The sequence below is a fragment of the Williamsia sp. Y712 genome (assembly GCF_059445525.1).
On record NZ_JCAIUN010000004.1, the window covers coordinates 521,224 to 535,150 of the forward strand.

At 62.7% G+C, this 13,927-nt stretch carries 11 protein-coding genes; 4 read left to right on the forward strand and 7 right to left on the reverse strand.

Annotation, left to right across the window (positions count from 1 at the left end):
- Window positions 1–7 precede the first annotated feature (7 nt).
- A complete protein-coding gene (locus tag AC1D75_RS25610; protein ID WP_495518130.1) occupies window positions 8–3,247 on the reverse strand; it encodes an ATP-binding protein in 3,240 nt (1,079 codons plus the stop codon).
- A gap of 565 nt (window positions 3,248–3,812) precedes the next feature.
- On the opposite strand from AC1D75_RS25610, the gene AC1D75_RS25615 reads away from it, so the two are divergent.
- Both AC1D75_RS25615 and AC1D75_RS25620 read left to right on the forward strand, forming a co-directional pair.
- A complete protein-coding gene (locus AC1D75_RS25615) occupies window positions 3,813–4,322 on the forward strand; it encodes a hypothetical protein (protein ID WP_495518131.1) in 510 nt (169 codons plus the stop codon).
- Between the two features lie 140 nt (window positions 4,323–4,462).
- Entirely contained in the window at window positions 4,463–5,929 is a 1,467-nt protein-coding gene (locus AC1D75_RS25620) for a lipocalin-like domain-containing protein (RefSeq protein WP_495518132.1), read from the forward strand.
- A gap of 66 nt (window positions 5,930–5,995) precedes the next feature.
- On the opposite strand, the gene AC1D75_RS25625 is transcribed toward AC1D75_RS25620, so the two are convergent.
- Window positions 5,996–7,165: a zinc-dependent alcohol dehydrogenase gene (locus AC1D75_RS25625; RefSeq protein WP_495518133.1), complete on the reverse strand. Its 1,170-nt coding sequence runs from the start codon at window positions 7,163–7,165 to the stop codon at window positions 5,996–5,998.
- A complete protein-coding gene (locus AC1D75_RS25630; RefSeq protein WP_495518134.1) occupies window positions 7,165–7,707 on the reverse strand; it encodes a hypothetical protein in 543 nt (180 codons plus the stop codon). Before AC1D75_RS25630 ends, AC1D75_RS25625 begins: the two co-directional genes overlap by 1 nt.
- A 182-nt stretch (window positions 7,708–7,889) precedes the next feature.
- Here AC1D75_RS25630 and AC1D75_RS25635 point away from each other — a divergent pair, with 182 nt between their 5' ends.
- A complete protein-coding gene (locus AC1D75_RS25635; RefSeq protein WP_495518135.1) occupies window positions 7,890–8,954 on the forward strand; it encodes an NAD-dependent epimerase/dehydratase family protein in 1,065 nt (354 codons plus the stop codon).
- 107 nt (window positions 8,955–9,061) lie between these two features.
- Here AC1D75_RS25635 and AC1D75_RS25640 read toward each other — a convergent pair whose 3' ends face one another.
- The 4 genes from AC1D75_RS25640 to AC1D75_RS25655 form a co-directional block, all read right to left on the reverse strand.
- Window positions 9,062–9,778 (reverse strand): NADPH-dependent F420 reductase, encoded by a 717-nt coding sequence (locus AC1D75_RS25640; protein WP_495518136.1) that lies wholly within the window; start codon window positions 9,776–9,778, stop codon window positions 9,062–9,064.
- 25 nt (window positions 9,779–9,803) lie between these two features.
- Window positions 9,804–11,132, reverse strand: a complete 1,329-nt coding sequence (locus AC1D75_RS25645) for an NtaA/DmoA family FMN-dependent monooxygenase (protein ID WP_495518137.1) — start codon at window positions 11,130–11,132, stop codon at window positions 9,804–9,806.
- Between the two features lie 102 nt (window positions 11,133–11,234).
- The gene (locus AC1D75_RS25650) at window positions 11,235–11,831 is read right to left on the reverse strand and encodes a TetR/AcrR family transcriptional regulator (protein WP_495518138.1); all 597 of its coding nucleotides are present in this window, start codon (window positions 11,829–11,831) and stop codon (window positions 11,235–11,237) included.
- Between the two features lie 84 nt (window positions 11,832–11,915).
- Window positions 11,916–12,701: a thioesterase family protein gene (locus AC1D75_RS25655; RefSeq protein WP_495518139.1), complete on the reverse strand. Its 786-nt coding sequence runs from the start codon at window positions 12,699–12,701 to the stop codon at window positions 11,916–11,918.
- A gap of 170 nt (window positions 12,702–12,871) precedes the next feature.
- Between AC1D75_RS25655 and AC1D75_RS25660 the strand changes: the two genes are divergently transcribed.
- Window positions 12,872–13,888, forward strand: a complete 1,017-nt coding sequence (locus tag AC1D75_RS25660; protein ID WP_495518140.1) for an AraC family transcriptional regulator — start codon at window positions 12,872–12,874, stop codon at window positions 13,886–13,888.
- Window positions 13,889–13,927 lie beyond the last annotated feature (39 nt).

Consider the following 13,927-nt stretch of genomic DNA (forward strand, 5'->3'; position numbering starts at 1 on the left):
GACACCGTCATGGTTGACCGGAGAGTAGAGCGTCGATCCGGCGAACGACCGCGGTGGCGCCGATCTGTGCTGCCTGCGCGCGAACCCGCGCCGCCTGCGCCTGGTCGAGAGCACCTTGGGCGGCATCGATTCGTAGTCCGAGATAGTTCGATTCGGCTTCCCATCCACTGAATCCACGGTCAGCATGGGCCTGTTGTGCATCAGTGACGTGGTAACCGGCCCGAGGGAGATCACCGAAACCCAGGGCCAGATGGGCGAGGTGGTGGTGCACCACGCCATAGAGGCTGGCCCATGTCAGCACCGTGCAGTCGGCATGATCCACGAGACGCTGATAGAGCTGTTCACACAACTCCGCCGCGGACAGGTCGGCTGCGGCCCTGGCGATGAGGGTCACCGTTGACAGCCACATGGGGTCGACCGGAATGCCGGCGATACGCTCTGGGGTGTACCACTCCAGGAGGTCGGCTGCGCCATCGCGCTCACCGATGTCGAGTAGGGCAACGGCCAACGCCGGCCGCAACGTGTGGTTCGTATCGAAATGAGCACGCATCAGGGCGGATTGGTCCACGACTTCCTGCAGACTCCCGCGGAGTGTCCCCAGGGCGGTCAACGCCGGAAGCAGCCTGCCGTAATAGCCGGTATCAACCGGTGACGGCGGAATCGCGCGAATCTGCATCAGTTGCTCCTGCGCCCGGTCCAGATGACCGGCAGCCAGATCTACACCGAGTCGGCCGTATTTGACCAGCCACTCCAGTTCGGGATCACCATCGATGTGTGCGTCGGTGATCGTATCGAGAGCAGATCGGGCGCCGATCAGATCGCCCTCTTCGAGCCGGGCCCGCGACAACCACACCACGGTGGTCACATCAGGCAACGCACCGGCGTGTGAATCGACAAAGCTGTTCAACTCGCGCAGAGCTGCAGTGGTCATGGTGTGGCTGTGCGGAATCCGCAGTCCGATGAGCGCGGCAACACATACGTTGGCGAGCAGCGGACCATCTCCGAGCCGGCGGGCGATGCCGGCCGCCTGCTCGAGCATTCGGTCGCGGTCAGATCGGCTGTCGTCCCACGCATGCTCGATAACCAGCTGGGACAACAGAGTTGCGAAGTCGGCGGACGAATCTTGGCCGGTCTGGGTCATATCCGTGCAGATGGCATCGATGACGTCCACGCGCTCGTTGTCGACCTCATAGCGCTGCACGAACTCGATCCCCCGTCGCCCACTGGCCAGCACCGCATCGACCTGGAGCGCACGGTCACCCAGGCGGCGGGCCATCGCCACCGCTGCCAGCGCGGCCGCCCGGGCACCTGGATCACGGAGCGCGCGGCGGGCGCGTCCCATCCCGATCAGCATCCGACAATGACGGTCGCTGTCCTCACCGTCCGGGACTTGTTCCGCGGCGTAGATGTAGTGTGCCAGCGCATCTTCATAGGCACCGAGGGCGAAAGCCTGGTCGCCGGCCTGCCGCGCGAAGACAGCTGCGCGATGTCGGTCAGTGGTCAGTCCGCGGCTCAGGTGGTAGGACACACGCGCGTAGTCTTCCGGGTCGGTGTGAATCCCACGTTGAGCCAATGCATGTCCGACGCGCGAATGCAGCATTGCGCGCTTTCCCGGCGAGATGTCCGAGTACACCACTTCCTGAACCAATGGGTGTCGCAGCGCAACAGTGTCATCAGTGGTGGCGGACAAGTACATTCCCCGACTACTGGCCGGTGCGTGTTGCCTGGACTCGACGAGGGTCGCGAGGCGTGTGCGAAGGAGTTCGTCGAGGGCTTCTGAGAACTCGGCATCATCGACAATGGTGTCCGCCGCCAGGCGCACGACCGATCGAGGCGCCGACATGCCGATCACCACGCACAGCCGCAGCAGATCTTGTGCGGCAGAGCCGAGACCATGTTCGGCGCGACGCACGAATTCGATCACCGATGTCGGTAGCGTTGAGCTGTTGTTTGCCGGACCGGCGGCAAGCAGCGAAGTCACGAACAATGGGTGCCCATTCGTACGCGCGTGCAATTCCGCCGGATCCAGGGTTGATCCCAGGGTCGATGCCATCTCACGAACGTCGTCGACGGTGAACTCGCTCAAGGAGATCCGGTGCACCTCACCCAACCGGGTGGCGGTGTTGAGCGTCGTATTGAGATCTGGATCATCCAGAGCATGTGTGCGGGCTGCGAGTACAAAGCACACGGGCTGAGTCGAACACACCTGCAGCAGATAGCGAAGGAGCGAATGCGTTGCACTCGACGCCCAATGCAGATCATCGATGAAAAGGAGCGTTGGAACTGATCGTGACGGAGCAGTGAGCCACTGGTGGACCGCGGTCACCATCTGCGACCGATCATCGCCGGCAGATGCCCTCGGAGCGAGATCATCGAATCTGCGTGCCACGTGCGGAATCAACCGCAAAATGTCAGAGCCATTCTCACTCAGCCACTGCCGCGCCTGCGCAACTCCCATCGCGTCGAGTTCGCGACCGGCAGCTTCCACGAACGGCTCGAATGCAATGATCGCGTCCTCGCTGCACCGACCGAACAGAACGTCGCAGTGCAAGGCTTGTGCGCGATCGATCGCTTCGGAAATGAGGGTGGTCTTGCCCAGTCCGGCATCGCCGGTGACAACTACGCACTGGCCCACGCCACCGGCAGCCTTCTCCCACGCGGAGGCGATGATGTCGAGTTCGCGGTCGAGGCTCACCAGGACTTTGGGGCTGCCCCCACTGTCAGGACCGTCGAATGACCCGCCAGGCGGTGTTGCGACAGAGGCAGTCTCGGTCTTCAACGCTTCGAGAAACAGTTGTTCGGTCTCCGGCGAGGGATCGACGCCCAGGTCACGCGACAGGTTATTCCGGCACCGTGCTGCCACATCCAGGGCTTGTCCTCGATCACCGAGCCGGAGGTAGCCACGCATCGCGAGCCGGTACGCACGCTCTCGTAACGGATCAAGATTGATCAACAACTCCGCACACGACACGGAGCGATCCAATGCGTCGAGTTCGTACGAGCTCTGGCCGTCGATATCCAAAGCCTGCAGACGAAGCTGCTCACACTCGGTTCTGACCGCATCCGCCCAGTCCCCCGCGACACCACGCAGCACCGGGCCGGCAAGGAGCCGATGCGCAGCCTGCGCGCGGTCCGCCCGCACCCAGTTGGCCTCATCATCGCTGTGGCACACGGTCCGGATGGACTCCAGATCAACTCGGACCGATTCTGGAAGTACAAACTGGATATGACCACGACGCGATCGCATACAGTCGCCTGGCACATTCGCCGCTTCCAGCGTTGCACGCACTTTCGAGATCACCGTGCGCACCGTTGAGTTCCACGACTGTGGCCGGATATTCGGCCACAGGATCGACCCGATTTCGTCGATCGGAATGTCACGTTGCCTGTTGACCGTCAAGTACGCGAGTACCTCAGAACAGCGTGGACCTCCGATAATTTGGGGATCAACCACGCGGTCACCACATCGAACTGAGATCTCTCCGATCAGTTGAATGGTCACACGGTCCGACGCGGGCATGAGAACTATGTTTGCATAACAAAACCAAATCAGCGCCAAAGACGGCCGCTTGAAAAGCGCGGAAACTTCTGCGGTGCAACTTTTTTGCATATCCGCGAAATCAGCGATCCAACAATCTGCCTGCGATCACTTCGACGGTTTTCGGAACAGCTAAGACCTGCTCAGGCCGAGAACCCTCCTGAGGCGCATGGACCGCGGACAGACCCGTTGTTGCAATTTCTATGCAGGCGTTCCATAACGTCGGTCGCGAAAGCGCCGATGTTCGGCACTTCAGGAGTTGAGGGAGCATTTCATGTCAGTTCGCACGCTAATGCGCGGCGCGTCCGCATTGATCGTGGCCATCGGGGTCAGCGCCACCGCTACGGCAGGAATGGCAGCGGCGTCGCCGATCGCCGACATCATCAAGTCGCTCGACACCGGATCGTCGGGCATTGGCCCTCCGGGCGAAGGTGAATACCAACCGGTTTGGATCAGTTTCAACGACCTGGGTCGTGAGATAGTGCACATAACGATCGAGGGCACCTACAACTGCGTCAGCATCGAGGACCCCTCGGCTTATCGGCTGCGCAGCTATTCGTCCCTGCGAGTATCAGCGGTGCCGGACACCACCCCGCCGTGCCCCGGCTCCGCGGATATCAAATACACCGTGCGCACTATCGAAGGGGCACCATGGGGTGCATTCGCGGTGGAGTACGGACCGCGCGGTGCGGACGCACGGTGCATTCCTACACCGGCACCGCCTGGGAAACAACAACTTTACTGTCGTGATGGTGGTCGGCAACTCGAATTCAGTCTTCGCTAGGGTCGTGCCGCGCCATCCTCGGTTCAACAACGGTTCAACAACGCTCAAGACTGGAACGAATTGCCCACCAATCATTTTGGAGACTTCGGGTATCGCATGGACTTCAGCAGAATGCCCGTATCGCAGAGAGCAACAGCCAAATGACACAAACTTCCGTGAAAGCCCGCGCAGCTGCGCTCGGCGTCGTCGCGGCACTCACGGCGGCGCTGACCGCGTGCGGAGGCGCGGAAGAAGTTGCCGCGCCGAATGATTCGGGAGTAGTCACCGCATCGAACGTTTCGGGCGCAGTCCCCGCGCCGAGCGTTCCCGTCCCGGCCAACCCGATATGGACCGGCACGACCAAACCCGACCCGGTACCCGAGGAGAACGCCGTCCTGAGCGTGCCCAAGGACATGTACCGCCACGAAAGTGCCCCCACCGAATGGTGGTGGCACATCGGCACGCTCCGCGCCGGCGACCGGACGTTCGGCTTCGAGATCAACGCCGCGTCCTTTACCGGTCAGCAATTCGCGATGACTCAGGTCTCCCTCAGCGACATCAAGAACGAGCGCCACTACCAGCGCACGCAGGTGTACGGGCCGACCCCCTTCGGAGCCTTCGACGTCGCGACCTGGGCAGAGGGCGATCCGAACAAGGACTGGTACGCGAAGCTCGGTGATCCCGGCTGGGCGGTCGGCGGTTTCAGCGTGCCGGACGCGGGATCCGGATACACGAAGGCCCCCGACGTGAAGATCGAGGGCGACGGATCCGGCGCCTCGGGCATCGCCATCCTCGATGCCGACGGCGGCGTCGGCCAGGTCGCCCTGCTGCAGCCGGGCACCGGCTACACGACCACGCCTACCGTGACTCTCACCGGCGGCGACGGCCAGGGTGCCACCGCGGTCGCCGTCCGCAACTACGTATCGATGACTGCACCTCAGGCAGACCCGAGCAGGAACATCGCTGTGCAGGCGCTGCTCGTCGACGATAAGACACTCGACGAGGTCGAATTCGATCTCACCTTCTCTCAGCAGGGGCGTCCGTTTTACGTCTGGGGCACAGGGATTGAGCCCAGTGCCACGACACAGGACATCACCAAAGACAACTACTACCTCTCCTACACCAGGCTCGCGGCATCGGGCACGATCACCGTCGACGGCGAGGAGTTCGCGGTCGAGGGCACCACCTGGATGGACCACGAGTACGGCTATTTCGGCGGCAAGACGTCCGACACCCGCGTTCGCTGGCTACTGCAAGACATGCAACTCGACAATGGCTACACGATCTCGAACGCAGGCATCATCGCCGAAGGCTACAAACCGCAGATCGACGTCTCGGTCGATGCCTACGCGACCCTGCAGGATGCGGACGGCAACATCTATTACGTCGCGAGCAAGGTGACGCCGGTCGGCGAGCTGTGGACGAGCCCGGACAGCGGGAACGGCTACGCCCAGCAGTTCCGCGTCGAGATCCCCTCCTTCGATGCAGACATCACCGTCACGACGCGACTCCAAGACCAGGAGTTCAACGTGGGCAGCGCACCCATCTACGAGGGCACCGCCGACCCGGTGGGCACGTTCCAGGGCAAGCCGGTCTCGGGCGACGCGTGGATCGAGCAGGCGTTCTGACGCCAGCGAGGCCCCGGTGCTCGGCTAATTCGGAGTAGCGCGAGAGCGAGCCTTCGGAAGGCCACCTCACGGACGAAAAACAGCCCGCACACATCCGTCAGATTTGTTCTTGAACAGGTCGTATCCTCGGGCCGCGTCGATGAGCGGCATCTCGTGTGTGATCAGGTAGCTGGTGTCGAGGCGCCCGGACTCGATCAGAGCCAACAAAGCCGGTACATAACGCTGTCCGTGCTGCTGCGCTGTGCGCAAGGTGAGACCTTTGTTCATGAGCGCACCCGTGGGGAATTTGTCGGTGACTCCGTATACGCCGAGCATCGCGACGGTACCCCCTTTCCCGCACGCGATGATGGCTTCCCGCAGCGCGGCCGCACGGTCGGTTTCCAGGCGAAGTGCCTGTTTGGCCTTGTCGTAGAAGTGTTTGGCTCCGTCGGTCACGCCTTCCATGCCCACCGCCTCGATGACGGCGTCCGGCCCCCGTCCACCGGTCATCTCACGCACCGCGTCCACGACGCTGTCCGTCGAAGAGAAATCCAGGGTTTCGGCTCCGACCACATCCTGTGCCAGTTGCAGTCTCTCCGCGATCTGGTCGATCACGATGACCCGCTCGGCGCCGAGCACTCGTGCACTGGCTGCCGCCATCAAGCCGACGCCGCCTGCACCCCACACAGCGACGGTCTCGCCGCCGGTCAGATCGCAGAAGTCGGCTCCCATGTACCCGGTGGGCAGAGCGTCGGAGACGAACAACGACTGCTCGTCGGTGACGCCGTCGGGTATTGCAAAGCAGTTGGTGTCTGCGAACGGTACACGGATGTACTGGGCGTGCGACCCCTGGTATCCACCGAAAGGGTGTGTGTAGCCGTAGATTCCGCCCGTTGGGTAGCCCAGTAGCGGCCTTTGTAGTTCCGCGTTGGGATTTGTGGTGTCACACAGGGAGTACAGGTCGTCTTCGCAGTACCGACACTGCCCACAGCCGATGAACGAAGGGACCACAACCCGGGTGCCCACGCGCGTCCGCGACACCTCGGGACCGGTTTCGACGACGCGGCCCATGAACTCATGGCCGATGACATCGCCTTCACGCATGCCAGGAATGTAACCGGACAAAAAGTGGAGATCCGACCCGCAGGTCGTAGTCAAACCCACCTCGATGATTGCGTCGTGGGGATTCACGATGGTGGGATCGGCGACGGTTTCGACGCTCAACTCGTTGACGCCCATCCAACACAGTGCCTTCATCACAGGTCCTTTCCGGAGGTGGCGGGACGGGCGGCCGGAAGCGGTGCCAAAGCGGGTATCTCGCCAGTCTGGATCAGCGCTCTGGCGCGGTACAGAATGGCGAAAGCTGCGGTGCGAGAGACGAATCCCGGTATTGGAAGAGACAGCTGCAGCGAGACGACAGTCCCGAGATCGCCTGGTGCGGCAGCCGTACGGACCTGTGCCAACGGTGGCACATCCTGATCCTCGGTTCGCTCGAACACAAGCTCGTGTTCGGTCTCGGCGACAGTGGTCTTCACTTCTGTCGACGCTCCGTCGACGTCGAAGGTCCAGATGACGATGTCGTTCGTCGCCTTGACCGAAGCCACGTCACCGAGAATTCGAGAGATTTTCTCTGGGTCCTGCCACACCGCCCTGACCAGCGCTTCGGAAGCGGCAATGGTGAGGCTGACGGGCGTCGACAGGCTGTCCGGATCCCGGCCGCCACCTGCTTTTGCGGCGACCCGGCTCGCGGTTGCCACCGCCTGTTGCGCGATCTTTCTGGCTGGTCCGCTTGCGTCCATGCCGGACGACTACCCGACTGCCCCGGTTGACAAACGACACGTCTATTTAATTCGGACGTCTGCATCCATTGCAGCCAGGCGTTTGGGCTCCGCCGCGATCTGCGGAGTGGCCCCACGAGCATCGAGTCCGTGCGAACGCAGTTGCCGGTGTCAAGACGGCCGCATGTGGGTATCCGGTGACAATGAGCAAGCACGGGCTGACTGTGGTCGTCACCGGCGCGACGGGCAATGTGGGAACCAGTGTCATCGCGGCACTCGGCAAACGCCCCGAGGTCGCGGCAATTCGCGGCGTCGCTCGTCGACGAACCACCCTGGCCGTTCCGAAAACCGAGTTCATCGTCGCAGACACCGCCGTCGACGATTTTCGAGGAATTGTCCGGGGCGCTGACGTCGTCGTCCACCTGTCCTGGATTTTCCAACCGACCCACGACCCGGTGGTGACGTGGGAGAACAACGTCGTCGGAGCGATGCGAGTGTTCGAAGCTGCCGCGCAGGAGAAGGTGTCCGCAGTGGTCTACTCATCGTCGGTCGCGGCGTATTCGCCAGGTCCGAAAGACACCACCGTCGACGAAAGCTGGCCCACCCATGGTTGGCCGGGAGCCGCCTATCCGCGGGAGAAGGCCTACCTTGAGCGATGGCTCGACGATTTCGAGCACCGCACCCCGCAGCTGCGGCTCGTCCGGATGAGACCGGGCTTCATCTTCAAACGCGAGTCATCGACGTCGCAGCGACGCCTGTTCTTGGGACCCTTCGTGCCCCGGCGATTGATCCGAGATTCGTTGATACCCGCGGTGCCGCAGACACCTGGCCTGGCGTTTCAAGTACTCCATAGCTCCGACGTCGCAGAGGCATTTGCCGAAGCCGTTGTCCGACCGGTCAGTGGTGCATTCAACGTGTGTACCGACGAGGTCGTCGATGGACGCTTTCTTGCCGATATGCTCGGCGCCCGGGTAGTCCCGGTCCCTGCGAGTGTGCTTCGTGCCGGGATCTGGGCCGGATGGCATGCCCATCTTGTGCCAGCTTCGCCAGGCTTGTTCGACACCGTGTTGCGTATACCTCTGATGAACAGCGACCGCGCTCGCCGCGAACTCGATTGGAACCCACGATTCACCGCGCGGGACGCACTCGAGGAGGTGTTATCCGGTATGCGCACAGGTGCCGGGCTCAATACCGAACCACTGGCTCCCGACAGCGCCCGTCGCCGCCTCAACGAAATCGCTCAGGGCGTGGGACGGCGCGATCGGTGAAGTGACGCCTCGTGTCGAGGTGTATCCGGATGGCAGACCTTCAGTGATCATCGGCGGCAGCGGTACGTAATCCGCCGCTGACACCGGCTCGTACCTCCTACATCTTTCTAAAATGTGCGGTTGGCGACGTCCACGGGTGTGGCGGCGTCGAGTGCCGCGCGGAGCTTCTCCTTCGATACCGGCGCGGCCGGAGCGGTCATGAACTCTTCGACCGGCACATTCGGATCGGCAAGATAGACCTGTGTGTAACCGGCCGCTTCCGGCTCAAAACGCCACGTCTGCGAAACGGATCCGACATCGAGGGTGTCAAAACCCAGGCGGTCGATCAGACCAGCGGCGAGAGCGACCGCATCAGAATCAGCTCCGGCAATGGGCAGGGCGCTGCGGTCCGAAGCACCGGACGGACGCGCCAGCTGCGGAATGTGGTGGGCAAGAATGTTGTTGAACGCCTTCACCAGAAATGCATCAGGCAGATGCTGCTGGTTCCACTGATACTGGTTGACCTTTCCCGAGTCGAGGTCGGCAATGCGGCCGTCCCGAGACGGATAGTAGTTTCCGGTGTCGAGTACCGTCTTCCCGCTCAACAACCCCTTGGGCAGCGCACTGTAGGCGTGGGCCGGGATACTGAGCAGCACGGCCTCCCCCGCGTTCGCGGCTTCCTCGATGGTGCCCGCTGCAGCGCGGGGTCCCAGCTCCTCGACCAAACCTGTAAGGCTCTCGGGCCCTCGCGAATTGGCGATCACTACGTTGATATCGGCGGCGACCGCCAACCGTGCGACTGCAGTGCCGATGTTTCCGCTACCGATGATTCCCAGTGTTGTCATGATGTGTGCCCTGTTCTCTTGGAGGTCAGTGCGATACGCGCGCATCGCGCCCGTAGCGTGGTGCGGCCTTGAGGTTGTCTCGCAAGGTCGGACCGTCGTAGTCAAAGTGAAAGATCCCGCGTTCCTGCAGGATCGGCACAACCCGATCAACAAACGCGTTCACGCCGTCGTGAAGACCGTCCACGGCGATCGAGAAGCCATCGCACGCACCGGCTTCAAACCATTCCTGCATGTGATCGGCGATATCCTCGGGCGTTCCGGCGACAACAGGGTGATAGTCGATCACGCCGTGCGCTATGACATCTCGCAGCGACCAGCCTTCTCGGACTACCTCGAGCGCCCGTTCCGATCGCGGATCGCCAGGGTTGGCCACGGCACGAGCGAGCATGGCACCGGAGACCGGGCGATCAATATCGTTGTAGCTCAACCGAAGTCCCAACATTGCTCCCAGGTATCCGACGCGCTGTTCGAGATCGATCGACTCATCCAGACGACGACGCCGCGCCAGTGCATCCTCCTTCGAATCGGCGACGGTCGGCATGAACCCGGCAAACATCTTCACATCGTCCGCCTCACGGCCGGCCGCGACCGCGGACGCACGCAGCGCTTGCCGTTGCGCACGCCCACTCTCGATGGTGTAAGGGTTGGCGTACACACCGTCCGCGTACATGCCGGCCAACTCGATCCCCTCCCGCCCACCACCGGCCTGAAAGATCACCGGCTGCCCCTGCTCGGACGGCGGAATGGCCAGAGGGCCCCGCGCAGCCACGTACTTGCCCCGCAGATTCACTGGACTCACCTTGTCGGGGTCGGCGTAAACGCCGCGTTCGACATCACCGATGAACGCGTCCTTCTGCCAACTGCCCCACAAAGACTCGACGATCTGAATCACCTCGTGGGCCCGCTCGTATTTCTGTTGCCGCGGAGGAATAGCGGCACCGAAGTTGGCCGCCGCCTGAGGACTCGAGGTAGTCACCGCATTCCAACCGACGCGGCCGCGACTGATCACGTCGAGCGCCTTGTATTGCCTGGCGAGGTTGAACGGTTCCGTGAACGTCGTCGAGCTTGTCGCCACCAATCCGATCCGTGAAGTCTCCCGCGCTATCGCCGTCATCACCACAATCGGATCGAGCACGTAATTCAAAGGTTGCCGCGCAAGATCGATGTCCAAGGCCGGCGTATCGGCGAAAAACAGCAACTGGATCTTGCCGCGCTCTGCGCTTCGCGCGAAGCGGACGTAGGCGTCCATGTCGGTGTGGCTGTCCAAGTTCACATCGGGCAACCGCCAGGCACCCGGTTCGCTGCCGTATCCGCCTACCAACTGCATGGCCAGCAGCATCTGCGGCTTATCCATCGATCAAACCTCGCTATCCGGAGAGGCTCTCCGCTGCGCTCGACGTTACGGATAGGTTCTCCGCTTAGCAAGCTCAGGTCGAATCACACCTCGCCTACGCGCTTACTGCCGCGTGTCTGCAGATCGGGCCCAGCCCGATCGCATCAACGCCCGCAACGCCTCCGACGACGTCTCGTCCGCCATGGCGGCACCACTGACCCATGACATCGCGAGCACTGCGAGGAACAACTCGCGACCCCGCACCCCGCCGCGCGCCGCCCCATCCCGTTGGGCCGCGTCAAGGAAGTGCTCAGTGGTGGTGACAAACCCTTCACAGGTGAGCGCCAAAGGCGACGTCTCTTGAGTCAGCGCCTCGCGCAACGGATTCGGCAGGCCCTCGAACGCCGAAGACCATTGGGCTACCGCATCGAGCCATTCTTGAAGAGCTGAGGCGGAATCCGACTCATCAGCCTCGATAGCGTCCCGACGAGCCGCCAGCTCTTCGTCACGACTGCGAAGCAACTCAGCAAGCAACGCATCCCGAGACGGAAAGTGTCGATACAGGGTGCCCGCACCGACACCGGCACGCTTGGCGATCTCGTTGATCGAGCCCGAAATCCCCTCCTCCGAGAACACCTCCTCCGCGACCGCCAGGATATGGGCGCGATTCCTCTCACCATCCGCGCGCGGGCGCCGCGACACTGTCTTCACTTCAGCCATACCCGGCCCCCCTCCTTCGACGCCGAGAAGTTCCCGACATCGACCCCCAGCTTAAGCGGAGAAACTCTCCGGAGGCGCCGGGCGTCAGGCGTAGAGCGCGACCGTTTGCGTCGCGGTCAGGACGAGGGTTTTGTCCGCGTCATAGACCGCCATCGTCTGGTACGAATAGCCGTTCGCTGCGTAGTCACTCGATGATCTGATGAGGAACCATCCCGACGGGTCGGCGACGATGTCGCTACAGAAGTGCAGGGTCCAGGTCATGGTGCTGATGGGCGCCCACTCCACGAACGAGGTGGTGACCGCGGGAGCGAGGCAGTCCGCAAGCGCCACCACCGCAACATGCGGGTCGACGTCGGTCGCGTCCAGATGGCGGGCCCAGGCAATGAACTCGGGCCGATCGGCCCTCGACAGGGGTGTGGTTCCTCCGGCGCGCCTGATATCAAAGTTTTCGACAAACGTCGGCCGCAACGATGAAGCCTCCGCGAACGGCGGGCACTCATCGGGTCCGGGAACATCGGGCTGAGTAATGGACGAGTGATCGACAATGCTCGCACGTGGACGTGCGAACACCAACGTGGCCAGTGATGCGACCTCAGATTGGCTTGTACATTCCACCGTGATGCTTGTGGTCGAACGACCTTGTCGCACCATGCGAGTGGCCATTTGGACCGAATCGACAGCCGGCGCGGTGAACGCGAACTGCGCCGATCGCAGCGGGGGAAGGTCCGGGCCGTGAGCCTGTCGGGCCGCGTCGACAGCCAAGGCCGCGGTGAGGCCTCCGAACGCCGTGCGACCCTGGGTCCACGACTCCGGGACAACAAAATTTGCCCCCGCATCGAACGGATTGATGACCTCGGCAAACGTCGGCATGAATGTTCCTCCTGATGAATACCTCTGGTGCAACGAAGATCTCAAGGGCTCGATCAGCGTCGCCGAGATATGATCGTTGTAGCACGAGCGTGCAACACCGTTCAGCGGCAGTTGGGTACCACCCAGACCGAACTTGTCTTTGTACGACACTGCCCCCCACACTGTCATTCATGGCTGTCTTGACGCGAGGTTCGCTGATCTCCCGGGCAGATGAGCTCATCACCGAACTCGGCGGGGATGCCGACAGCCTTCTCCGGTCGCGGGGCATCGATCCGCTCGCGGTCGGCGACTTCGACCGGTATGTCCGCTACGAAGACGCGGCTGCGGTACTTGGTCACGCAGCTCGCGAATTCGATTGTCTCGACTTCGGGTTGCGACTCGGTGGCATGCAGAGCATCGCATCGCTGGGACCGCTGAGCGTCATCTTGCGCAATGCCGAGACAGTGGGCGAAGCGATCACGAACTTCTGCCGTTTCGTCGGAAACCTTGCGCCCGCCGACACCGCGCGGCTGACCACGTCGCCGGGATCGGCGATCTACTCGTACTCGACGATCCTCCACAACGACTTCGACCGGCGCCAGATGGTGGAGAAGAACCAGGCACTGGCCATGAACGCCATCAACGTCATGATCGGCGACAGAGTGGGGCCGATAAAGGTCACGTTCCAGCATGAACGGCTCGCACCACTGGAGTCCTACTTCGATGTGTTTGCTTGCCCGGCCGAGTTCGGGCAGAGCCAGAACACCATTCACCTGTCGCCGGCACATCTCACCCGTGCCATCGCGGATCGCGACGAAGCCGCACTCACACTTGCCCAGGAATACCTGGCCCGGGTCCATTCCGGCGTAGCACTGGCCGAGCATGTCCGCGACGTCACGCGGCGTTTACTCCTGGTCGGCGAGGCCGGCCTCAACCAGGTGGCCCGAGCGGTGTCGCTGCACGAGCGCACGCTGCAACGCGAACTGGCGACCGAAGACACCACCTTCGAGAAAATTCTCGACGAGGTTCGACGGGCGAGCGCCTGGGAGCTCGCCGCAACCGGCTTGCAGGCCTCGCAGATCGCCTCGGCCCTGGGCTATGCCGAGCAGAGCAGCTTCACCCGTGCCTGCCGCCGCTGGTACGGCGAGTCGCCGCGAGCCCTGCTCAAACGGCGACGCGGCAGTCGCCCGGAGGATCCGATCCTCTAGGTTGGCAGGCCGAACTGACGCTTCCGCCGCACCGCGGAA

Coding starts and splice junctions, on each gene's coding strand:
- AC1D75_RS25610 (WP_495518130.1), bottom strand. CDS start 3,247: ATGCGATCGCGTCGTGGTCATATCCAGTTTGTACTTCCAGAATCGGTC.
- AC1D75_RS25615 (WP_495518131.1), top strand. CDS start 3,813: ATGTCAGTTCGCACGCTAATGCGCGGCGCGTCCGCATTGATCGTGGCC.
- AC1D75_RS25620 (WP_495518132.1), top strand. CDS start 4,463: ATGACACAAACTTCCGTGAAAGCCCGCGCAGCTGCGCTCGGCGTCGTC.
- AC1D75_RS25625 (WP_495518133.1), bottom strand. CDS start 7,165: ATGAAGGCACTGTGTTGGATGGGCGTCAACGAGTTGAGCGTCGAAACC.
- AC1D75_RS25630 (WP_495518134.1), bottom strand. CDS start 7,707: ATGGACGCAAGCGGACCAGCCAGAAAGATCGCGCAACAGGCGGTGGCA.
- AC1D75_RS25635 (WP_495518135.1), top strand. CDS start 7,890: ATGAGCAAGCACGGGCTGACTGTGGTCGTCACCGGCGCGACGGGCAAT.
- AC1D75_RS25640 (WP_495518136.1), bottom strand. CDS start 9,778: ATGACAACACTGGGAATCATCGGTAGCGGAAACATCGGCACTGCAGTC.
- AC1D75_RS25645 (WP_495518137.1), bottom strand. CDS start 11,132: ATGGATAAGCCGCAGATGCTGCTGGCCATGCAGTTGGTAGGCGGATAC.
- AC1D75_RS25650 (WP_495518138.1), bottom strand. CDS start 11,831: ATGGCTGAAGTGAAGACAGTGTCGCGGCGCCCGCGCGCGGATGGTGAG.
- AC1D75_RS25655 (WP_495518139.1), bottom strand. CDS start 12,701: ATGCCGACGTTTGCCGAGGTCATCAATCCGTTCGATGCGGGGGCAAAT.
- AC1D75_RS25660 (WP_495518140.1), top strand. CDS start 12,872: ATGGCTGTCTTGACGCGAGGTTCGCTGATCTCCCGGGCAGATGAGCTC.